The 20,297-nt window shown below is 73.0% G+C and carries 20 protein-coding genes; 14 read left to right on the top strand and 6 right to left on the bottom strand.

The annotated features are described in order from the left end of the window. Positions 1-22: 22 nt before the first annotated feature. The 3 genes from BLU82_RS26925 to BLU82_RS26915 all read left to right on the top strand — a co-directional run bounded on the left by BLU82_RS26925 (position 23) and on the right by BLU82_RS26915 (position 3,950). Positions 23-793 (top strand): ABC transporter ATP-binding protein, encoded by a 771-nt coding sequence (locus tag BLU82_RS26925; RefSeq protein ID WP_092624013.1) that lies wholly within the window; start codon positions 23-25, stop codon positions 791-793. 3 nt (positions 794-796) lie between these two features. Continuing rightward, positions 797-2,932, top strand: coding sequence for an FtsX-like permease family protein (locus BLU82_RS26920; protein ID WP_092624012.1), 2,136 nt, complete (start codon positions 797-799; stop codon positions 2,930-2,932). Positions 2,933-3,056: 124 nt separating this feature from the next. Continuing rightward, positions 3,057-3,950 carry a Rossmann-like and DUF2520 domain-containing protein gene (locus tag BLU82_RS26915; protein ID WP_092624011.1) on the top strand — a complete coding sequence of 298 codons (894 nt, stop codon included), beginning with the start codon at positions 3,057-3,059 and terminating at the stop codon, positions 3,948-3,950. Here BLU82_RS26915 and BLU82_RS26910 read toward each other — a convergent pair whose 3' ends face one another. After that, on the bottom strand, positions 3,951-4,469 hold the full coding sequence (locus tag BLU82_RS26910; RefSeq protein ID WP_092624010.1) for a helix-turn-helix domain-containing protein: 519 nt from the start codon (positions 4,467-4,469) through the stop codon (positions 3,951-3,953). It abuts the gene before it with no gap. A gap of 90 nt (positions 4,470-4,559) precedes the next feature. Between BLU82_RS26910 and BLU82_RS26905 the strand changes: the two genes are divergently transcribed. Continuing rightward, a complete protein-coding gene (locus tag BLU82_RS26905) occupies positions 4,560-5,942 on the top strand; it encodes an MFS transporter (RefSeq protein ID WP_092624009.1) in 1,383 nt (460 codons plus the stop codon). Here the strand turns inward: BLU82_RS26905 and BLU82_RS26900 are convergent. Genes BLU82_RS26900 through BLU82_RS26890 form a run of 3 tightly spaced genes read right to left on the bottom strand, consistent with a single transcriptional unit; the run spans position 5,911 to position 8,496 of the window. Continuing rightward, the gene (locus tag BLU82_RS26900; protein WP_092624008.1) at positions 5,911-6,909 is read right to left on the bottom strand and encodes an ATP-binding cassette domain-containing protein; all 999 of its coding nucleotides are present in this window, start codon (positions 6,907-6,909) and stop codon (positions 5,911-5,913) included. The two genes, BLU82_RS26905 and BLU82_RS26900, sit on opposite strands and share 32 nt — an antisense overlap. Then, positions 6,906-7,709, bottom strand: coding sequence for an ABC transporter permease (locus BLU82_RS26895; protein ID WP_092624007.1), 804 nt, complete (start codon positions 7,707-7,709; stop codon positions 6,906-6,908). The genes BLU82_RS26900 and BLU82_RS26895 overlap by 4 nt, the downstream gene beginning before the upstream one ends. Beyond that, the gene (locus tag BLU82_RS26890) at positions 7,702-8,496 is read right to left on the bottom strand and encodes an ABC-2 family transporter protein (protein ID WP_197682500.1); all 795 of its coding nucleotides are present in this window, start codon (positions 8,494-8,496) and stop codon (positions 7,702-7,704) included. The genes BLU82_RS26895 and BLU82_RS26890 overlap by 8 nt, the downstream gene beginning before the upstream one ends. Before the next feature lie 109 nt (positions 8,497-8,605). Here BLU82_RS26890 and BLU82_RS26885 point away from each other — a divergent pair, with 109 nt between their 5' ends. From BLU82_RS26885 to BLU82_RS26860, 6 genes are all read left to right on the top strand, one after another. Next, positions 8,606-9,262, top strand: a complete 657-nt coding sequence (locus BLU82_RS26885) for a hypothetical protein (RefSeq protein WP_157741283.1) — start codon at positions 8,606-8,608, stop codon at positions 9,260-9,262. Further along, on the top strand, positions 9,256-10,281 hold the full coding sequence (locus tag BLU82_RS26880; RefSeq protein ID WP_092624005.1) for a hypothetical protein: 1,026 nt from the start codon (positions 9,256-9,258) through the stop codon (positions 10,279-10,281). The genes BLU82_RS26885 and BLU82_RS26880 overlap by 7 nt, the downstream gene beginning before the upstream one ends. A 16-nt stretch (positions 10,282-10,297) precedes the next feature. Beyond that, positions 10,298-11,134, top strand: coding sequence for a pantoate--beta-alanine ligase (gene panC, locus BLU82_RS26875; RefSeq protein ID WP_092624004.1), 837 nt, complete (start codon positions 10,298-10,300; stop codon positions 11,132-11,134). Positions 11,135-11,471: 337 nt separating this feature from the next. Continuing rightward, complete coding sequence (locus BLU82_RS26870) at positions 11,472-13,100, top strand: L-aspartate oxidase (protein ID WP_092624003.1); 1,629 nt, start codon at positions 11,472-11,474, stop codon at positions 13,098-13,100. 2 nt (positions 13,101-13,102) lie between these two features. Continuing rightward, a complete protein-coding gene (nadC, locus tag BLU82_RS26865; RefSeq protein ID WP_092624002.1) occupies positions 13,103-13,987 on the top strand; it encodes a carboxylating nicotinate-nucleotide diphosphorylase in 885 nt (294 codons plus the stop codon). 2 nt (positions 13,988-13,989) lie between these two features. Continuing rightward, positions 13,990-14,769 (top strand): type III pantothenate kinase, encoded by a 780-nt coding sequence (locus tag BLU82_RS26860; protein ID WP_092624001.1) that lies wholly within the window; start codon positions 13,990-13,992, stop codon positions 14,767-14,769. Here the strand turns inward: BLU82_RS26860 and BLU82_RS26855 are convergent. Continuing rightward, on the bottom strand, positions 14,766-15,674 hold the full coding sequence (locus tag BLU82_RS26855; protein ID WP_197682499.1) for an RNA polymerase sigma-70 factor: 909 nt from the start codon (positions 15,672-15,674) through the stop codon (positions 14,766-14,768). The genes BLU82_RS26860 and BLU82_RS26855 overlap by 4 nt on opposite strands. A gap of 71 nt (positions 15,675-15,745) precedes the next feature. On the opposite strand from BLU82_RS26855, the gene BLU82_RS26850 reads away from it, so the two are divergent. Next, on the top strand, positions 15,746-16,681 hold the full coding sequence (locus tag BLU82_RS26850) for an NAD(P)-dependent oxidoreductase (protein ID WP_092624000.1): 936 nt from the start codon (positions 15,746-15,748) through the stop codon (positions 16,679-16,681). Between the two features lie 564 nt (positions 16,682-17,245). On the opposite strand, the gene BLU82_RS26845 is transcribed toward BLU82_RS26850, so the two are convergent. Further along, on the bottom strand, positions 17,246-17,587 hold the full coding sequence (locus BLU82_RS26845) for a hypothetical protein (protein ID WP_157741282.1): 342 nt from the start codon (positions 17,585-17,587) through the stop codon (positions 17,246-17,248). A 105-nt stretch (positions 17,588-17,692) separates the two neighbouring features. Here BLU82_RS26845 and lysS point away from each other — a divergent pair, with 105 nt between their 5' ends. From lysS to BLU82_RS26830, 3 genes are all read left to right on the top strand, one after another. Beyond that, the gene (gene lysS / locus BLU82_RS26840) at positions 17,693-19,189 is read left to right on the top strand and encodes a lysine--tRNA ligase (protein WP_092623998.1); all 1,497 of its coding nucleotides are present in this window, start codon (positions 17,693-17,695) and stop codon (positions 19,187-19,189) included. Further along, the gene (locus BLU82_RS26835) at positions 19,186-19,776 is read left to right on the top strand and encodes an amino-acid N-acetyltransferase (protein WP_092623997.1); all 591 of its coding nucleotides are present in this window, start codon (positions 19,186-19,188) and stop codon (positions 19,774-19,776) included. Before lysS ends, BLU82_RS26835 begins: the two co-directional genes overlap by 4 nt. Positions 19,777-19,852: 76 nt before the next feature. Next, a complete protein-coding gene (locus BLU82_RS26830) occupies positions 19,853-20,188 on the top strand; it encodes an Lsr2 family protein (RefSeq protein WP_069108942.1) in 336 nt (111 codons plus the stop codon). The last annotated feature ends 109 nt before the right edge of the window (positions 20,189-20,297 follow it).

Genomic DNA, 20,297 nt, shown 5'->3' with positions numbered 1-20,297 from the left:
GCGTTCTCGCGACGCTGGGAGCGTGAGCCTGCCTTCCACGATTCCTTCCGGCGCCCCGGGCGCCGTCCTCGCGCCGGCGGTCCGTGCCGTCGGCCTGACCAAGCTGCACGGCAGCGGTGACACCGCCGTCCGCGCTCTCGACGCCGTCGACGTCGCGTTCGCGGCCGGGCGGTTCACCGCGATCATGGGTCCGTCCGGGTCCGGCAAGTCGACGCTCGTGCACTGCCTGGCCGGGCTGGACACCGCGACGTCGGGCCGGGCGCTGCTCGGCGACACCGACCTCACCGCGCTGAACGACACCGAGCTGACGCTGCTGCGGCGCGAGCGGCTGGGCTTCGTCTTCCAGGCGTTCAACCTGCTGCCGACGCTGGACGCGGAGGCCAACGTGCTGCTGCCGCTGAAGCTGGCCGGCAAGCGGCCGGACCGGCGCTGGTTCGCCGAGATCATCGACGTGCTCGACATCGGCGACCGGCTGCGGCACCGGCCGAGCGAGCTGTCCGGCGGACAGCAGCAGCGGGTCGCCGTGGCGCGGGCGCTGATCAACCGGCCCGAGGTGATCTTCGCCGACGAGCCCACCGGCAACCTGGACTCCCGCTCCGGCGGCGAGGTGCTGGCGATCCTGCGCACCAGTGTGCGCGAGCTCGGCCGGACCGTCGTCATGGTGACGCACGACCCGGTCGCGGCGTCGTCGGCGGACCGTGTCGTCATGCTCGCCGACGGTCACGTCGCCGGCGAGATCGCCGACCCCACGCCCGACGCCGTCATCGACGGCCTGCGCCGGCTGGGCGGCTGAGCGATGCGATCGATCGTGCTGGCGGGGCTGCGCGCCCATCTGCTGCGGCTGGTGCTGACCGGCCTGGTCGTCGTCCTGTCGGTGGGCTTCACCGCGGCGACGCTGATCCTCACCGACTCGCTGGACGCGGGCACCCGCCAGGAGCTGGCGGCCGACGCCGAGGGGGTGGACCTCGCGGTGCTGGCGCCGGACGGCGCGACGCTGTCGCCGGACGAGGTCGCCGCCGTCGGCGAGGCCGACGGGGTGGCCGCGGCCGCGCCCCGGAGCGGCGTGAGCGTGCACACCGTCGACACCGACGGCCGGATCGACCCGTTCGCGACCGCCCGGCTGCTGGCCGCGCCGCTGGGTGCCGACGTGCCGGACGGCGGCGTGCTGCTGGACCGGCGCTCGGCCGACCGGCTGGGCCTGGCCGAGGGCGACGAGATCACCGTCGCGGCCGAGGGCACGGCCGACCTGGTCACGCTGCCGATCGCCGGCCTGACCGAGCTGTCCGCCGACGGCATCGACGACCTCGAGCTCACCGCGGGCTGGGACCTCGTCCGCGAGTTCGCCGACCCGCCCGGCGCCTCGCGGGTGGACCTGCGGCTGGAGGACGGCGCCGACGCGGCCGCCGTCCGGTCCGCGCTGGGCGCCGACCACGAGGTGATCACGGGGAGCGAGCTGGCGCAGCGGCTGATGGACTCGTCGTCGCAGCGCGAGGCGCTACGGATCCCGCTGCTGATGCTGGGCGCGGTGTCACTGATCGTGGCGGCGTTCGTCATCGCGAACACGTTCCGGATCCTGGTCGCCCAGCGCACCCGGGAGCTGGCGCTGCTGCGCACCGTCGGCGCGACCCGGCGCCAGGTGCTGCGCGGCGTGCTGGCGGAGTCGGTCGCGATCGGGCTGGCCGGCAGCCTCGTCGGCGTCGGGGCCGGAGCGCTGACGGCGCTCGCGGCGGGCTCGGCGCTGGGTGAGTCGCTGGTGCTGACGGTCACCGCGGCGACGGTGGCGTGGTCGGTCGCGATCGGCGTGCTGATGACCGTCGGGTCGGCGCTCCTGCCGGCCCGGGCCGCGACCCGGGTGGCGCCGCTGGCCGCGTTGCAGGCGGTGCCGGACGGCGCCGACAGCCGCGCCACGGGACGGGCCCGGATCGCGCTCGGCGTGCTGGGGCTGGCGGCCGGCGCGCTGGTGCTGGTCGCGGGCGCGGCCGCCGGGACGTCCGGCGGCGGGGCCGGGCTGATCCTGGTCGTGTTCGGCGCGGCGGTCTGCTTCCTCGGCCTGCTGATCCTCGGCCCGAAGGTGGTGCCGCCGCTGGTCCGCGCGATCGGCGCGGTGGCCGCCCGGCTGTCCGGCGGTTGGCGGTCGACGGCCGAGCTGGCCACGGCGAACGCGGTGCGCAACCCGCGCCGGGTGGCGGCCACGACGGCGGCGCTGCTGATCGGCGTCACGACGGTGGCCGGCTTCCTCACCGTCGTGGAGTCGTCCCGGCAGAGCGTGGGCGCGGTGGTGGACGGCCGGATACCGGCCGACTTCGCCGTCCGCACCGCCACCGCCGACCCGATCCCGGACGACGTCGCGCGGGCGATCGAGGAGCTGCCGGAGACCGGCTCGGTGACCGATGACGGCGCCGACCTGCTGGCCGTCAACGCGGCCGACGGCGTGGACGACGAGGACGCGCGGGCGGCGATCGTCGCGGCGACCGAGGACCACCCCGAGCTGTCCGTGCAGAGCTTCGCCCAGCGGCGGGCCGAGTTCGAGGAGAACCTGAACGAGGCCGTGAACCTGGTGCTGGCGATCCTGGCGCTGGCGCTGGTGATCGCGTTCATCGGCATCGCGAACACGCTGTCGCTGTCGGTGCACGAGCGGACCCGGGAGATCGGGCTGCTGCGGGCGCTCGGCCTGACCCGCCGCCAGACCCGGGTGATGCTCGGCGTCGAGGCGGCGCTCATGGGCGCGGTGGCGGCGGTGGTCGGGTCGGCGGCCGGCGCGCTGTTCGCCTGGGCCGCCGTCGCCAGCGTCGAGGAGCTGGACTTCGTCGTGCCGTGGGGACAGCTGGCCATCAGCGCCGCCGTCGCGACCCTGCTCGGCGTGCTGGCCTCGATCGCCCCCGGCCAGCGGGCGGCGCGCACGTCACCGGTCATGGCGCTCGCGGCCGAGTGACCCCGCGCCCGCTTTGCAATGAGCACCGATACGCATCGATGCGTACAGGTGCTCATTGCAAGCGGCCGGGCGACTGCCGCGACGGCTCCGTCGTGGGCGGGCGCGGGTGATCTAGCCTGGTCCGATGACGGAGGAACGGCCGGCGCGGCTCGACGTCGGCGTCGTCGGTACCGGGCGAGTGGGCGCGGTGCTCGGCGCGGCGCTGGCCCGGGCCGGGCACCACGTGGTCGCCGGTTACGGCGTCTCGCTCACCAGCCGCACCCGGGCCGGCGCGCTGCTGCCTGACGTGCCGCTGGTCGACGTGCCGCAGGTGTTCGCCCGGGCGGGGCTGGTGCTGCTCGCCGTCCCCGACGACGCGCTGCCGGCGCTGGTCGAAGGGCTGGCCGCGACGAACACTGTCCGGCCCGGCCAGCTGGTCGTGCACACCAGCGGGCGCTACGGCGTCGGCGTGCTGGACCCGGCGACGAAGGCCGGCGCGCTGCCGCTGGCGCTGCACCCGGCCATGACGTTCACCGGCACGTCGGTCGACCTGCAGCGGCTGTCCGGCGCGACGTTCGGCGTCACGGCGCCGGAGCCGCTGTGGCCGGTGGCCGAGGCGCTGGTCGTCGAGATGGGGGCCGACCCGGTCCGCGTCGCCGAAGAGCACCGCGCGCTCTATCACGCGGCGCTGAGCCACGCGGCGAACCACCTGGTCACGCTGGTCAACGAGGCCATGGACCTGCTCCGCTCTGCCGGCGTCGCCGAGCCCGACAAGGTGCTGGCGCCGCTGCTCTCCGCGGCGCTCGACAACAGCCTGCGCCAGGGCGACGACGCGCTGACCGGCCCGGTCTCGCGCGGCGACGCCGGCACCGTCGCCAGCCACCTCGCCGAGATCGCCGCGGCCCGCCCGGAGTCGGTGAGCACCTACGTCGCGCTGGCCCGGCGCACCGCCGGCCGGGCGCTGGCCGCTGGGCGGCTCAAGGCCGGCGACGCCGAGGCGCTGATCGACGTGCTCGCCGAGCCGCCGTCGGCGCTCTGATCAGGACGTGCGCAGCGGCTCGAGCAGCCGGTGTGGCTCGCGCAGCGCCACGCTGACCGCGTCGGTGCGGGTCTGCGTGGCGCCGGGGCCGGGCCGCACCTCGACGTCCTCGGGCCGGACGGCCCCGCAGGTCGGGCAGCTGCCGTTCCGCAGCTGCGAACCGCACGACAGGTGTGTGTAGACGCGTCGCGGGCCGTGCTCGCTGAGGTGCCGCTCGCCCCACTGGCTGAGCAGGTGCAGCGCCGGCCACAGGTCGCGGCCCATGGCGGTGAGCACGTACTCGTCGCGCGGCGGGGCGTCCTGGTACCGCTCCTTCGTCATGACGCCGGCGTCGACCAGTGCCTGCAGCCGGGCGGCGAGCACCGCGCGCGGGATGTCGAGGTGGTCGAGGAAGTCGCGGTAGCGGCGTACGCCGACGAAGGCGTCGCGGAGGATCAGCGGCGTCCACCGCTCGCCGACCAGCTCCAGCGCCTTGGCCAGGGAGCAGTCCTGGCCGCCGTAGTCGGTTCCGAGCGCCATGCGACCAGTCTACGACCCCTGGGTTCATTCATCGAACTGATGGGCGTAGAGTGCCCTAGGTTCAGTCACCGAACTCAGGAGCGCGCCGCCATGACCTCCCCGTCCGTCACCCTCCAGGCCCCCGCCACCGGCACCGGCCGGCCACCGCGGGTGACCCTGCTCGTGGCCAGCGCCGCGACGCTGCTGGTGCTGATGAACTACACCGCCCCACTGGCGACGCTGCGCGACATCGGGGCGAGCTTCGAGCTCGGCCACGCGGCGGTGACGTGGACGCTCAACGGCGTCCCGCTCGGCCTGGCCGCACTGAGCCTCGCCGCGGGCAGCGTCGCCGACGACTACGGCCGCAAGCGAGTGTTCCTGGTCGGCCTCGGCGTGCTGGCCGCCGCGATGGTGGCCGGCGCGATGGCCCCGACGGCGACGGTGTTCGTCGTCGCCCGCGTGGTCCAGGGTGCCGCCAGCGCGGCGCTGCTGGCCAGCAGCCTCGGCCTGATCGCCCACGCCCACCCGGACGGCCACGCGCGGCTGCGCGCCACCACCGTCTGGGGCGCGACGGTCAGCGCCGGCATCGCCGTCGGCCCGATCGTCGCCGCGGCCCCGGTGCCCGGCGGCTGGCGGACGGCGTACGTCGTGTTCGCGGTGCTCGGCGTCGTCATCGCGGTCATCGGCGCGGTCGTGCTGGACGAGTCGCGTGCGCCGGTGCGGCGTCGGTTCGACGGCCTCGGCGTCACCACGCTGGGACTCGGCCTGTCGGCGCTGTTCACCGCGTTGATCCAGGTGCGCGACGGCGTGACGGTGTCGGCCGTGGTGTTCGCCGTGGCCGCCGTCGCGCTGCTCGGCGGGTTCGTCCTGGCCGAGTGGCGTGGCCGCGAGCCGATGCTGGACCTGAGCCTGTTCGCCCGGCGCGACTTCGTGGCGGCAACGGTCGGCGCGCTGGCGACCGGCGTCGCCGTCATCGGCTTCTTCAGCTATCTGCCGACGCTCATGCAGCAGGGGCTCGGGTTGTCGGCGATGTCGACGGCGCTGCTGTCGTCGCTGTGGGCGGGGATCGCGTTCGTCGTCGCGCTCGAGGTGCGCCGGCTGGCCCGGCATTGGCCCGGCTGGGCGATCGTCGCCGTCGGGCTGGGGCTGTCCGCCGTCGGCACGGTCGCGCTGCTCGGCTTCCTCGACGCCGGGTCCTGGCAGCGGCTGCTGCCCGGCCTCGTCGTCGCCGGCGTCGGCAGCGGTCTGGTCAACGGGATCCTGCCGCGGCTGGCGGTCGACTCGGTCCCGCCTCGCAGCGCGGCGATGGGCTCCGGCGCCAACAGCGCGGCCCGCTACGTCGGCGCGGCGATCGGTGTCGCCGTGGCGGTCGCCGTGGTGGGTGCGGCGGGACCCGATCTCGGCCACGCCACCGACGTCATGCTGATGACCGGCGCCGTGCTGGCCGCGGTGAGCGCGCTGCTCATGGTGTTGCTGCGGGACCGTCGCTCCTGACCTGGGTGAGGTAGAGGCGGCGCACGACGTCCTCGATGTCGGGCTCCTCGATGGCGAGGTCGCGCACCTGGCCGCGTCGCCCGACCGCCTCCAGGATCGCGCCCGCCGTCGTCCGCTCCGGGGTGAACGCGAACCGGTGCCGCAGCCCGTCGGACTCGACGGCGACGCGGCGGGCGCCGTCGACGCGGCCGAGGTCGGGCACCGGCTCGACCAGGTCCACGACCATGACGCGCTCCGCGCCGACCTGCGCCGTCAGCCCGGGCAGCGTCCCGTCGTAGACCAGCCGGCCGTGGTCGACCACCAGGACGCGGTCGGTGAGCCGCTGCACGTCGTCCATGTCGTGCGTCGTGAGCAGCAGCGTCGTGCCGTGCAGCGCCCGCTGCTCGGCGAGGAACACGCGCAGCCGCTCCTTGCTCAGCACGTCCAGCCCGATGGTGGGCTCGTCCAGGATGAGCAGCCGCGGCGAGTGCAGCAGCGCCGCCGCGATCTCGCCGCGGATCCGCTGGCCGAGCGAGAGCTGGCGCACCGGCGTCGCCAGGAACTCGCCGAGGTCGAGCCGGTCCACCAGCTCGTCGCGGCGGACCGGCCAGGACGCCTCCGGCAGCCGGTGGATCGCGGCCAGCGCCCGGAACGACTCCGCCAGCGGCAGGTCCCACCACAGCTGGCTGCGCTGCCCGAACACGACGCCGATCTGCCGGGCCAGGTCGCGTCGGCGGCGCACGGGGTCCAGCCCGCAGGTGCGCACCGTCCCCTCCGTCGGCACCAGGATCCCGGTGAGCATCTTGATGGTGGTCGACTTCCCGGCGCCGTTCGCCCCGATGTACCCGACGGCGGCGCCGTCGGCGAGGTCGAAGGTCAGCCCGTCGACGGCGGCGACGACGGTGCGCGCGCGGCGCAGCCGGCCGGCCGGGCTGCGGACGACGAACTCGCGGCGCAGGTCGCGCACCTGGATGATCGGCTCGGTCATGATCCCGTCCCGGTGTAGTGGCGAAGGCCGGCCCGCCAGCCCAGCAGGGCGACGGCCCAGACGGCGACGGCGGCCAGCGGCGTGCACCAGCCCAGCCAGTGCGGTGTGCCCGGCGGACCGGGCAGGTCCAGCAGCACCAGCACCGGCAGGTACGCGATGAACGCGGCCGGCACGACGAACGTGAACAGCAGCCGCATCGGCAGGCTGAAGATGCTGGCCGGGTAGCTCGACGCGTAGGCGCCGCCGTAGGTGAAGGCGTTCGAGAACTCCGACCCCTCGACCAGCCAGAACTGGATGGCCGAGGCGCAGACGAACAGCCCGGCGAAGACCACCGCCCCGGTCAGCGGTGTCAGCACGAACAGCGCGACCTTGGCCGGTGTCCAGTCGATGTCGTTGAGCGGCAGCGCGATCACGAGGATGAGGACGGACACGGCGACCCGGCCGAGCCGGCGCAGCGACACGTCGCTGGTGATCAGCTGGGCCAGGACCGGCAGTGGCCGCAGCAGGAACGCGTCCAGCGTCCCCTCGCGCAGGTACACCGGCAGGTTGTCGACGTGCCCGACCAGCAGGTCGGCGACGCTGAAGCCGACGTTGGACAGCGCGAACAGCAGCGCCGCCGCGGCGAAGTCCAGCTCGCCGAGCACGTCGACGTTGGCGAACAGGACGTAGACCTCGGCGAACTCCATCAGCCCGATGCTGAGGCTGCCCAGCAGGTCGGACAGGAACGAGCGCCGGTACGCCGTCTGCGACCGCATCCGCGACCCCACCAGCACCCGGTAGGGGCGAAGCCGCTCAGCCACCCTGCACCACCAGCTTCCGGGCGCCGCGGGCGAACACCAGCCGGCCCAGCAGCAGGACGCCGGTCAGCCAGGCCGCCTGGACGGCCAGCACGCCGAGCGCCGCCGTCCCCTGCGCCCGCCCCATGAGGACGTCGACCGGCGCCTGCAGCATCGACGGGTACGGCGTCAGCGCGGCGAGCGTGGACAGCCAGCCCGGGAACCAGTGCACCGGGATGACCAGGCCGGACAGGATGCCCATGGCCACGACGTTCAGGGTGAGCACGCCGCGCAGCTCGATCAGCCAGAACGCCGACAGGTTGACCAGCCACCAGACCGAGAACGACACCGAGATGCCCAGCACGACGCTGACCGCACCGAGCAGGTACGGGAGCGGTGTCGCCGGCAGCGCCAGCCCGGTGATCAGCGCGCCGGCCAGCAGCGGCGGAGCACCGCGCGGGATGAACTGGTGGGCGCCGCGGCCGAGGAACCCGGCGAGGTAGGCGAACTGCGGGTCGAGCGGGCGGGCGAGGTCGATGGCGACGTCGCCGTCGCGGATGCGCAGCGCCAGCTCGTTCCAGTTGAACACGTTGACCGGCGCGACGAGGGCCTGCACCAGCCACGCGTACGTGGCGCCGGTCTGGGCGTCGTAGCCGGCCAGCGTGCCGCCCGCCGCCCCGATGGCGCCGACCGTGATGGACGCCTTGATCAAGCCGAACACGGTGTTGGTGAACGCGCCGGCGGCGGTCGCCAGACGATACGTCGACCACCGGCGGAAGCCGAGGACCATGAGCGTGGCGAACAGGCGCACAGTCGCCGTACATTACTCGGCCCGCTTTCCGCTGTCATAGGGTTTTGTGTTACCTTGCGACCGGGCACGCACGGCAGTTCGGTATCCGGTTCGCGAGGAGCGAGTGCACTTGTCTGCCCGTCCGCAGCACCCACTGCGCGCGACCGTCCTTGCCGTCTGCGCCGGTGTGCTGACGCTGACCGGCTGCGGCGACTCCGGCGGCGAGGAACCCACCGGGCTCGCCGAGTCGACGACCACGGCGGCCAGCGCCGACCCGTCGGCCGACCCGTCGGACGATCCCACGCAGACGCCGGCGGACGAGCCGGCCGGCCCCACCGAGCACGCCTTCCCGGACGCAGGCGTCACCATCGTCACCCCAGTACCGTCCGGCCCGGTCGAGGAGGCCGCGCTGGCGGCGTACGTCGAGTTCGCCCGCGAGTGGCGCTGGTCGCTGCGCGAGGTGCGGCTGAGTGAGCAGCTTCCCGCGCTCGCGGTGGCGCCGGTCGTCCAGACGGTCGAGGACTCCCTGGCGTACCAGGAGGAGAACGGCATCCGGTACGGCGGCGAGATGGTCATCACCCCGCAGGTCGAGGAGACCGGCGACAACCTGGTCGTCCTCGGCGGCTGCGTCGACGCCACGGCGCTCCTGCTCGTCGACGACGGCGAGGAGCGCCCGCCGGACGGCGTCGCCGAGAACCCGGTCATCCCGATGCGCGTCGTTCTCGGCAACGACGGCAGCGGCTGGAAGGTCAACGAGAACACTCTCGACGAGGACGCATCATGCTGAACCGATATCGAACCACCCGGCGCGTCGCCCTCGGCGCTGCGCCTGCCCTGCTCGTCGCCGCCGGCCTCACGGCGGCCGCGGTCCCACCGGCGGCGGCCGACCCGGCGCCGCGCTGCGGCATCAGCAGTTGCGACGACGATGACGGCGGCTCCGACGCCGACTCCGGCGACGGCGCCGTCACCATCCTCGTGTGGGGCTCCGGCACCACGTCGGGCGACGAGGGCTACGAGATCCCCGGCGAGTCCGTCACCGTGCTGCCGCCATGTCGGTACTTCAACACGACGTGGAGCGGCAAGGAGTACTACGAGATGGTCCAGAGCGGCGAGTGGATCGGCGGCCGCGACGCCGACGGCAACCCGATCCCGCCGTACGAGGGCTACGAGGCATACAAGGACGACACCGAGGGCCGGTGGTGGTCCGGCATGTGCTCGAGCGCCGACTACGACGGCCCCATCGAGGACTTCTTCGACTACTCCGACGAGTGGTTCGAGAACGAGTTCGAGCCGCTCTACGTCGAGCCCGGCGAGCCCGTCCCGGTGCCGCCCATCCCGCCGGAGGTCCTGGTCCAGGTCGCCTACGACGAGATGACGCTGCCCGACCCGCAGATCGGCTGGAACCCGCGGCGCGACGGCGACGGCGCCACCTTCGTCAACCTGCCCACGTGGATGTGGCTCGAGGACGGCCCCGTCACGCTCGAGGTGCACGCCGAGGCCGGCGAGAACGAGGCCATGGTCGAGGCGACCATGGACTCGATGAACTTCTCCGCCGCCAACGCCGCGCCGGTGTCGTGCGACGGTCACGGTGTCGAGTGGACGTCGGGCGCATCGTCCGACTGCGCGCTGACGTTCACCCGGTCCAGCGCGCAGCTGCCGGGCGGGGTGGCGAGCGTGCTGGCGGAGAGCCAGTGGACGATCGAGTGGTTCGCCAACGGCGAGCCGCGGGGGCCGCTCGACCCGCAGACCACGTCGGCGACGTTCGACCTGCCGGTCGCGGAGGTGCAGACGGTCGTCACGCGCTGACCGGTAGCGTGGCGGGGTGACCGAGCCGATCGTCGCCCGTACCCGAGACGAGCTCGCCGAGGCGCTGGCCCGCGGCGAGCAGGAGTCCGCCGTCGTCCTGACCATGGGCGCGCTGCATGCGGGCCACCGTGCCCTCATGCGCGCCGCCCGTGACCTGGTCGGCGCCGGCGGCACCCTGGTGGTGACGATCTTCGTCAACCCGCTGCAGTTCGGGCCGGGTGAGGACTTCGAGCGCTACCCGCGCCCGCTCGGCGCCGACCTCGCCGTCTGCGCCGAGGAAGGCGTCGACATCGTGTTCGCGCCGGCCACCGAGGAGCTGTACCCGCTCGGCGACCCGCAGGTGACGGTCGCGCCCGGGCCGCTGGGCGCCGAGCTGGAGGGCGCGGTGCGTCCGGGCCACTTCGCCGGCGTGCTGACGGTCGTCGCGAAGCTGCTCAACCTCACGGTGCCCAGCTACGCGCTGTTCGGGGAGAAGGACTACCAGCAGCTGGTCCTCGTCGGGCGCATGGTGGCCGACCTCGACCTGCCGTACGAGATCGTCGGCGTGCCCACGGTCCGCGAGGCCGACGGGCTGGCGCTGTCCAGCCGCAACCGCTACCTCTCCGCCGACGAGCGGGCCGCCGCGCCGGTGCTGGGGCGGGCGCTGGAGGCGGGCGCGGCCGCCGCGGCGGGCGGACCGGACGCCGTCCTCGCCGCCGCCCGGGCCGAGCTCACCGGCGTCGAGCTCGACTACCTGGAACTGCGCACCGCCGACCTCGCGACCGGCCCGCTCTCCGGGCCGGCCCGCCTCCTCGTCGCGGCCCGCACCGGCACCACCCGGCTCATCGACAACATCGCCGTCGATCTGCCCTAGGGCTGCGTGACCAGCGCCACCCCGGCGGCTGCCGCAGACCGTCGTACGGGGGGCGAGGGCTCGAACCCCGAACGGCTCCCGGCGTCCGCTGTGACCCGACCTGCAGCGCCGAGGCCGGGGATGGCCGGGTCGTCGCGGCGGAGAGTGTCGGTGCCCGCCCGTAGGGTGGGCCCCACCCGGGCCGGGCGGGGTGTCACTGTCGCCGAGACCGATCGGTCACCGGCTGACCTCTGCCGCATCGGCGTTGGGGCGGGCGCCTGGACGTTGGGTGAGCAAGGGGTCGCGACTCCGAGGCGTAGGCTCTTGGCGCGTGACCGGAGTTCGCATACCCCGCCGCATGCGCACAGAAGACCCCGGCTGGACGGCGTCCGCCGACGTCGTCGTGGTCGGCAGCGGCATCGCCGGGCTCACCACGGCGCTGGAGGCCCGCAAGGCCGGCCGGGTGCTGCTGGTGACCAAGACCCGTCTCGCTGACAGCGCCACCGCGTGGGCGCAGGGCGGCATCGCCGCGGCGCTCGGGCCCGAGGACAGTCCCGAGCAGCACCTGCGCGACACCCTCGTGGCCGGCGTCGGCCTGTGCGACGAGGACGCCGTCCGCACGCTGGTGACCGAGGGGCCGCGGCGGGTCCGCGAGCTGGTCGAGCTGGGCGCGCAGTTCGAGCGCACCCCCAACGGCGACATCGCGCTGACCCGCGAGGGCGGCCACCACCGCGACCGCATCGCGCACTCCGGCGGCGACCAGACCGGCAAGGAGATCTCCCGCGCGCTGCTGGAGGCGCTGGCCGCGGTCCGCGAGGACCCGCAGATCGAGGTCGTCGAGCACGCGCTGGTCACCGACGTCCTCACCGACGCCGCCGGCCGGGCTTGCGGGGTCGTCCTGCACGTCATCGGCGAAGGGCGGCAGAGCGGTGTCGGCGCGGCGCTCGGCCGGGCGGTCGTGCTGGCCACCGGCGGGCTCGGCCAGGTCTACGCGTCCACCACCAACCCGCCGGTCTCCACCGGCGACGGCGTCGCGGCGGCGCTGCGGGCCGGCGCGCAGATCGCCGACCTCGAGTTCGTCCAGTTCCACCCGACGGTGCTGTGGCTCGGCCGCTCCGCCAAGGGGCAGCAGCCGCTGATCTCCGAGGCGGTGCGCGGCGAGGGCGCCGTCCTGCGTGACGTCGAGGGCCGCCGGTTCATGAAGGGCCGGCACGAGCTGGCCGAGCTGGCCCCGCGCGATGTCGTCGCGAAGGGCGTCATGACCGCGATGGCCGAGACCGGCGCCGAGCACGTCTGGCTCGACGCCCGCCACCTCGGCGGGGCGTTCCTGGAGGAACGGTTCCCGACCATCGTCGCCCGCTGCCGCTCCTACGGCATCGACCCCGCCACCGACCTCGTGCCCGTCGCGCCGGCTCAGCACTACGCCAGCGGCGGCGTGCGCACCGACCGCCGCGGCCGCACCAGCGTCCCCGGCCTGTACGCCTGCGGCGAGGTGTCCTGCACCGGCGTCCACGGCGCCAACCGGCTCGCGTCGAACTCGCTGCTGGAGGGGCTGGTCTGGGGTCACCGCATCGCCGAGGACCTCGCGTCGTCGCTCGGCGACGCCCACCCCGGCGACCCGGTCGAGCGCAGCGGCCCGGTCGGCCTGCTGGCCGCCGACGCCCGCCCCTTCGTCCAGTCGGCCATGACGGCCGGCGCCGGCGTGCTCCGCTCGGAGCCGACGCTGACGACGCTCGCGGCCCGGCTGGCGAGCCTCACCGCCGACCCCGCGAGTGAGCGAATGACCCCGGATTCGTGGGAGACGACCAATCTGCACACCGTGGCCGTTACGCTCGGTCGTCATGCCGCCATGCGGGAGGAGACGCGTGGCGGTCATTGGCGTGAGGACTTCCCGGACCGGGACGACCCCCGCTGGCGCGGCCACCTGGTCAGCGTCGTGGACCCGGACGGCGTGCTCACGACGACATATGAGCCCATGAAGGAGTAGCGATGAGTCTGCCCGAGCCCGTGACACTCGCGCTGAGCGAGGCGGGTCTCGACCCCCGATACGTCGAGGATCTCGTCCGGGCCACGCTGGAGGAGGACCTCGGCGGCGGCGCGGACGTCACCACGGTGGCGACGGTGCCCGCCGACCAGCTCGCGGTCGCGGTGCTCGGCGCCCGCGAGGCCGGCGTGCTGGCCGGCCTCCCGGTGGCCGAGGCGGTCTTCGCCGCCACCGACCCCGGTGTCGAGATCGAGCGGCACGCCGCTGACGGCGCGGAGCTGCAGGTCGGCGCGAAGGTGCTGACGGTGCACGGCCGCGCCCGCCAGCTGCTGCTGGCCGAGCGGACCGCGCTGAACCTCGCAAGCCGGCTGTCCGGCATCGCCACCGCCACCCGGTCCTGGGTCGACGCGCTGGCCGGCACCACCGCCGCCGTCCGCGACACCCGCAAGACCACGCCGTTGCTGCGCCCGCTGGAGAAGTACGCGGTGCGGGTCGGCGGCGGGGTCAACCACCGGTCGACGCTGTCAGAGTCGGCGCTGATCAAGGACAACCACATCGTCGCGGCCGGAGGCATCACGGCAGCCTTCGAGGCGGTCCGGCGGGCCTACCCCGACCTCACCGTCGAGGTCGAGGTCGACGACGTCGACGGCGCTCGCGAGGCGGTCGAGGCCGGCGCCGACCTCGTCCTGCTCGACAACTTCACCGTCGACGACGTGCTCGAGGCGGTGAAGGTCGTCGACGGACGGGCCCGGCTCGAGGTCAGCGGCGGGCTGACGCTGGCGCAGGCCGGCGCGTACGCCGCCACCGGCGTCGACTACCTGTCCACCGGCGCGCTGACCCACTCGGTGCAGGCACTGGACCTCGGCCTGGACGTCGTCGAGGCCTCCTGACCATGCTGCTGGCGATCGACGTCGGTAACACCGAGACCGTCATCGGACTGCTCGACGGCCTCGAGGTGCGCCACCACTGGCGCGTGGCGACCATGCCCTCGCGCACCACCGACGAGTTCATGGCGCTGCTGCGCGGGCTGTTCGCGGGGACCGACGAGCCGATCGACGGCGTCGCCATCTGCTCGACGGTCCCCGTGGTGCAGCGCCAGGTGCGGTGGCTGACGGAGCGCTACTTCGCCGACGTGCCGGCGCTGCTGGTCGAGCCCGGCGTCAAGACCGGCGTCCCGATCCTCATGGACAACCCGCGCGAGGTCGGCACCGACCGCATCGTCAACGCGCTCGCCGCCATGCACAAGTACGGCACCGGGCGGCCGTGCATCATCGTCGACTTCGGCACCGCCACCACGTTCGACGTCGTCTCGGCCCGCGGTGAATACGTCGGCGGCGCCATCGCTCCCGGCATCGACGTGTCGCTGGAGGCGCTGCGCAACGCCGCGGCCCAGCTGCGCCGGGTCGAACTGGTCCGGCCCCGGTCGGTCATCGCCAAGAACACGGTCGAGGCGTTGCAGTCCGGCGCACTGTACGGCTTCAGCGCCCAGGTCGACGGTGTCGTCACCCGCATGGCGACGGAGCTGGGGGTGGGACTCGACGGTGTCACGGTGATCGGGACGGGTGGGCTGGCGCCGCTGGTGCTGGACGAGGCGGCGACGATCACGTACCACGAGCCGTGGCTGACGCTGATGGGCCTGCGGCTCGTCTTCGACCGCAACCACCCCGCCTAGCGCTGCTCCATCAGGGCGTTGAGGTCGCCGACCGGGCCGAGGTGATGCAGCTTCTCGGGGTTGATCTGGTTGTGCACGCCCACCACGCGGCCGTCGGCGATGGTGAGCGACAGCACGCCGATCACCGCGCCGTCGGGGTCGGACACCCGGGCGCCGGGCTGGCCGTTCACCGTCACCGGGGTCACCGTCGCCCCGAGCTGCGCGCCGGTGCGGCCCAGGTTGGCCAGGAACCGGGCCACCTGCAGCGCGCCGGTCAGTGGCTTGCGCACCGCCGCGGTGATGCCGCCGCCGTCGCCCTGGAACTCGACGTCGTCGGCGAGCAGCCGCTCCAGCGCGCCGACGTCGCCGTCGTCGAGGGCGGCGAAGAACGTGCGGGCCAGTTCGTCGCGGTGGTCCCGCGACGGCTCGAACCGCGGCCGTCGCTCCTCGATGTGCTTGCGGGCGCGGGTCATCAGCTGCCGGCAGTTGGCCTCGCTGCGCTGCACGATCGCCGCGATCTCGCCGTAGCCGTAGCCGAACACCTCGCGCAGCAGGAACACCGCCCGCTCGACCGGTGACAGCGTCTCCAGCACGACGAGGAACGCCGTCGACAGCGACTCGGTCAGCTCGACCCGCCGCGCCGGGTCGTCGTCCGTGGCCAGCAGCGGTTCCGGCAGCCACGGCCCGACGTACTGCTCACGCCGGTGCCGGGCCGAGCGCAGCGCGTCGATGGCCAGCCGGGTGGTGACGGTGGTGGCGTACGCCTCGGGGTTGTCGGCACGCGTGCCGGACTGGGACGCGCGGTGCATGCGCAGGAACGCCTCCTGGACGACGTCCTCGGCTTCGCTGACGCTGCCCAGCATGCGGTAAGCCACTGAGAACATCAGCGGCCGGAGGTCGTCGTGGGCGACCGCGAGATCGGTCACGGCAGTGATCCTGTCACAGGACGGGCGGTGGCCTCGTCGGAGGGGGCAGCACACGAGAAGAGGAGAAGGACATGCGAGTCTTCCTGGCCGGTGCCACCGGCGCCCTGGGGCGGTCCCTCGTCCCGCTGCTGATCAAGGCCGGCCACGAGGTGACCGGCACGACGCGCTCGGCGGCGAAGGTCGCCGACCTGAACGCCGCCGGCGCCGAGGGCGTCGTCATGGACGGGCTGGACGCTGCCAGCGTGGCGGCCGCGGTCCGCGCCGCCCGCCCGGACGTCATCGTGCATCAGCAGAGCGCGCTGAGCGACCAGAGCGGCAACATGAAGCGGTTCGACCGCGACTTCGCCACCACCAACCGGCTGCGCATCGAGGGCACCGACCACCTGCTGGCGGCGGCTCGCGAGACCGGGGTGACCCGGTTCGTCGCACAGAGCTACACCGGCTGGCCCAACGCCCGCAGCGGCGGCCCGGTGAAGACCGAGGACGACCCGCTCGAGCCGAACCCGGAGTCGGCCTGCAGTCAGACCATGCGTGGCATCCAGCACCTGGAGCGGGTCACGACCGGCACACCCGGAATCGACGGGCTGGCGCTGCGCTACGGCACGTTCTACGGCCACGGCACCGGGCTGACCAGCGAGAAGTTCGCCGGCCTGATGCGCAAGCGGCAGTTGCCGATCGTCGGCGGCGGCACGGCCATCTGGACCGTCATCCACATCGACGACGCCGCCCGCGCCACACTGGCCGCGATCGAGGGCGGTGCCCCCGGCATCTACAACATCGTCGACGACGACCCGGCGCCGGCCGCTGACGTGCTGACCACGCTCGCCGCGGCGTTCGAGGCGAAGCCGCCGCGGCGCCTGCCCACCTGGCTGGCCCGGCCGTTGATGGGCGACTTCGGCATCGCCTTCATGACCTCACTGCGCGGTTCGTCGAACGTCAAGGCCAAGCGCGAGCTGGGTTGGAAGCCGGAGCATCCGAGTTGGCGGCAGGGATTCTACGAGCAGTAGTCGCGTCGGGCCCGGACGGCCGGGGCGAGACGACCTCGCGCGCCGGAGGGCGGACGACCGTGCGCAGCGGTGCCGCGCGTTCGAGGTTGTCGGCGCCCGCCCGTAGGGTGGGGGCCCTCCCGGCCGGGCGGGGTGTCACTCCGGCCGAGAAGCTCAGCCGAGGCGCCATCGCCGCCGAGAGCCGACGGGGGTTGCTCCGGCCGAGTAGCTCAGGGGGTCGCTCCGGCTGCGAAGCTCAGCCGAGGCGCCGTCCCGGCCGCGAGCCTCAGCCGAGGCGGCGCTGCGCCGGGCACCGCAGGCTGGATGTCGCCCCACCGAGGCGCGGACGACCGCGCACCAGCGCCGCGCGCGTTCGAGGTTGTCGGTGCCCGCCCGTAGGGTGGGGGCCCTCCCGGCCGGGCGGGGTGTCACTCCGGCCGAAAGCGCAACCGAGGAGGCACCCCCACCGGGAAACAGCCGAGGAGGCGCCCCAACGAGATGCAGGCGAGGCGGCACCCCAACGCGAAACAGCCGAGGCAGCACACCCCACCGAAAGACCCCAGGGCGGCGCACCCGCCGAGAAGCTCAGACGCGACCCGGCGGCACGATGGGGCTGTGCTCGGCGAAGGTCCAGCCGTTCGCCTCGATGGCCCGGTGCGCCGGCCCGCTGACCGCGGCGAACGACACCTCGTAGCCCGACGTCTGGCCGCGGGTGGACAGCGCGCGCAGGAACTCGATGGCGGCGTCGGTCATACCCGTGACCCGGTGCATGTCGACGACCACGTGATCGAGCGCGTTCAACTGCTCCAGCTGGACGACCCTGTCGATGGCCGGGCCGAACGCGTCGTCGGGATCGGTGCCGACCTCGCCGGCCAGGAACACCACGATCTCGCGGCCCCCGCGGTCGACGACCTCCACTGTGCTCATCGACCTCACCTCCACACCCAGCGTGACAGTTCGTGGTAACGGCGGCAACCATTCCGCGCCTGCCCATGAACGGCGGGCATCGCGTACCGCCTAGGCTTGTCCTTCATGAGTGGACAGCCGCCGACCGACGATCAGGATTTGCCCGAGCAACTGCGCATCCGGCGCGAGAAGCGCGCGGAGTTGCTCGCCTCGGGGCAGCCGCCGTATCGTCTCGGATTCCCGCGCAGCCACACGTTCGAGGCGCTGCGGGCGGCATATCCCGACTTGCCCCCCGGCGCCGAAACCGGCGACCGCGCGTCCGTCGCGGGCCGGGTGATCTTCCTGCGCAACACCGGCAAACTCTGTTTTGCCCGGCTGCGTGAAGGCGACGGCACCGAACTCCAGGTCATGCTCTCGCTCGATCGCGTCGGTGAGGAGAGCCTTGCCTCCTGGAAGCACCTGGTCGACATCGGCGATCACGTGGGCGTCGAGGGCGAGGTCATCGTCAGTAAGCGCGGTGAGCTGTCGGTGTCGGCCGAGCGCTGGACCATGCTTTCCAAGGCGCTGCGGCCGCTGCCGGTGGCGCACAAGGATTTGAATGAGGAAACCCGGGTCCGGCAGCGTTACGTCGACCTCATCGTCAATCCGGACGCCCGGGCCATGGTGCGAACTCGCGCCGTCGTCACCCGGTCGATCCGCGAAACGCTGCATCGGCACGGGTTCATCGAGGTCGAGACGCCGGTGCTGCAGCTGATCCACGGCGGGGCGTCGGCGCGTCCTTTCCAGACGCATCTCAATGCGTTCGACATTCCGATGACGTTGCGTATCGCCCTCGAGCTGTACCTCAAGCGGGCCATCGTCGGCGGCGTCGACAAGGTCTACGAGATCGGCCGCATTTTTCGAAACGAGGGTATCGATTCCACGCACAGCCCCGAGTTCACCATGCTCGAGGCGTACGAGGCCTACGGCGACTACGACACCATGGCCGAGCTCATCCGCGACCTCGTCGTCGACGCCGCGCGCGCGGTCGGCCGCACGGTGGTGCCCGACGGCCGCGGCGGCGAGATCGACCTCGAGGGTCCCTGGCAGCACCTGACGCTGCACGAGGCCGTCTCGGGGGCCGTCGGCGAGACGGTCACCATCGATACCCCGGTCGAGCGGCTGCGCGAGCTGGCCGAGAAGCACGAGGTCGGGCTGGACCCGTCGTGGGGCCACGGCGAGGTCGTGCTGGAGCTGTTCGAGAAGCTGGCCGAGCACACGTTCATGACGCCCACGTTCATCCGCGACTATCCGGAGGAGGCGCGGCCGCTGGCCCGTCCACACCGCGACGACCCCCGGCTCACCGAGGCGTGGGACCTCGTCATCCGCGGCGTCGAGATGGGCGTGGCCTACTCCGAGCTGGTCGACCCCGTCCTGCAGCGCGATCGGCTGACGGCGCAGTCGCTCAGGGCGGCCGCCGGCGACCCCGAGGCCATGCAACTCGACGAGGACTTCCTCCGCTCGCTCGAATACGGCATGCCCCCCACCGGCGGCATGGGCCTGGGAATCGACCGCCTGATGATCCTGCTCACCGACTCCGGCATTCGCGAGACGATCCTGTTCCCGCTGGTGAAGCCGGAATGACGGCACCGGCTGATAACGAGCCGGAACAGCGCTATCGGGTACGGCGGGCACGCACCGCCGATGTACGGCACATCCGCGGACTGCTCGACGGTTACGCGTCCCAGCGGATCCTGCTATCGAAAGAGACCGTGACGCTTTTCGAGGACATCCAGGAGTTCTGGGTGGCCGAAACGGTTTCGGAGAGCAGCGCGGTGGGCACTGTCATCGGCTGTGGCGCGTTGCACGTCATGTGGGAGGATCTGGCGGAGGTTCGCACCCTCGCCGTGGCGCCGGAATGGCGGCGCCACGGTGTCGGGCACGTACTGCTCTCCCGCTTGCTGCAGGTGGCCGAAGAACTCGGGGTCGTGCGGGTGTTCTGTCTCACGTTCGAGGTCGACTTCTTCGAGCGGCACGGTTTCGAGCGAGTGCAAGGCACGCCGGTAGACACCGACGTCTACGCACAGTTGTTGCGCTCGGCGGACGAAGGCGTTGCGGAGTTCCTCGACCTCGACCGGGTGAAGCCGAATACTCTGGGTAACGTGCGGATGCTTCGTCGAATGGGTACCACGTCACAAAACGACCAGGACGACTCGCGGCAGGCGAATTGAAATTCGGTGTACTGAGGCGTAACAATAGTGATGTCATACTTAATCTTCGAGGGCACCCCCGCAGGAAGGATCAACGATGGCGCAAAAGGTTCAGGTGATTCTGCTCGACGATCTCGATGGCGGTGAAGCCACCGAGACCGTGAGCTTCGCCTTGGACGGAGCCACGTACGAGATCGATCTGTCGGCCAAGAACGCCGGCAAGCTCCGCGACGCCATGGCGCCCTACGTCGCCTCGGCACGCCGGGCGTCGGCGCGGCGGGGACGAGGGCGGGCCGCCGCCACGGGTGGGCGGGCCAGCCGCACCGACACCACGGCCATCCGTGAATGGGCCCGCGACCAGGGCCTGAAGGTGTCCGACCGGGGTCGCATCCCGTCCGACATCCTGGCGAAGTACGAGTCCGCGCACGGGTGACGACGACTCGTCAACGCATCAACCGCGGAGATGCACGGGGGATTTGACGCGGTAAGGGGCCGGCGCCTGGTGGTCAGGCGGCCGGCCCCTCGCGTCCCTCGGGAACGGG

It is taken from the genome of Jiangella sp. DSM 45060, from assembly GCF_900105175.1.
Classification (GTDB): domain Bacteria; phylum Actinomycetota; class Actinomycetes; order Jiangellales; family Jiangellaceae; genus Jiangella.
This window is presented reverse-complemented; position numbering and strand designations above follow the sequence as displayed.

Excerpts from the sequence above, each read along its gene's own strand:
- BLU82_RS26920 (WP_092624012.1), top strand. The coding sequence starts at position 797 with ATGCGATCGATCGTGCTGGCGGGGCTGCGCGCCCATCTGCTGCGGCTG.
- BLU82_RS26915 (WP_092624011.1), top strand. The coding sequence starts at position 3,057 with ATGACGGAGGAACGGCCGGCGCGGCTCGACGTCGGCGTCGTCGGTACC.
- BLU82_RS26910 (WP_092624010.1), bottom strand. The coding sequence starts at position 4,469 with ATGGCGCTCGGAACCGACTACGGCGGCCAGGACTGCTCCCTGGCCAAG.
- BLU82_RS26905 (WP_092624009.1), top strand. The coding sequence starts at position 4,560 with ATGACCTCCCCGTCCGTCACCCTCCAGGCCCCCGCCACCGGCACCGGC.
- BLU82_RS26900 (WP_092624008.1), bottom strand. The coding sequence starts at position 6,909 with ATGACCGAGCCGATCATCCAGGTGCGCGACCTGCGCCGCGAGTTCGTC.
- BLU82_RS26880 (WP_092624005.1), top strand. The coding sequence starts at position 9,256 with ATGCTGAACCGATATCGAACCACCCGGCGCGTCGCCCTCGGCGCTGCG.
- BLU82_RS26870 (WP_092624003.1), top strand. The coding sequence starts at position 11,472 with ATGCGCACAGAAGACCCCGGCTGGACGGCGTCCGCCGACGTCGTCGTG.
- nadC (WP_092624002.1), top strand. The coding sequence starts at position 13,103 with ATGAGTCTGCCCGAGCCCGTGACACTCGCGCTGAGCGAGGCGGGTCTC.
- BLU82_RS26860 (WP_092624001.1), top strand. The coding sequence starts at position 13,990 with ATGCTGCTGGCGATCGACGTCGGTAACACCGAGACCGTCATCGGACTG.
- BLU82_RS26850 (WP_092624000.1), top strand. The coding sequence starts at position 15,746 with ATGCGAGTCTTCCTGGCCGGTGCCACCGGCGCCCTGGGGCGGTCCCTC.
- BLU82_RS26845 (WP_157741282.1), bottom strand. The coding sequence starts at position 17,587 with ATGAGCACAGTGGAGGTCGTCGACCGCGGGGGCCGCGAGATCGTGGTG.
- lysS (WP_092623998.1), top strand. The coding sequence starts at position 17,693 with ATGAGTGGACAGCCGCCGACCGACGATCAGGATTTGCCCGAGCAACTG.
- BLU82_RS26835 (WP_092623997.1), top strand. The coding sequence starts at position 19,186 with ATGACGGCACCGGCTGATAACGAGCCGGAACAGCGCTATCGGGTACGG.
- BLU82_RS26830 (WP_069108942.1), top strand. The coding sequence starts at position 19,853 with ATGGCGCAAAAGGTTCAGGTGATTCTGCTCGACGATCTCGATGGCGGT.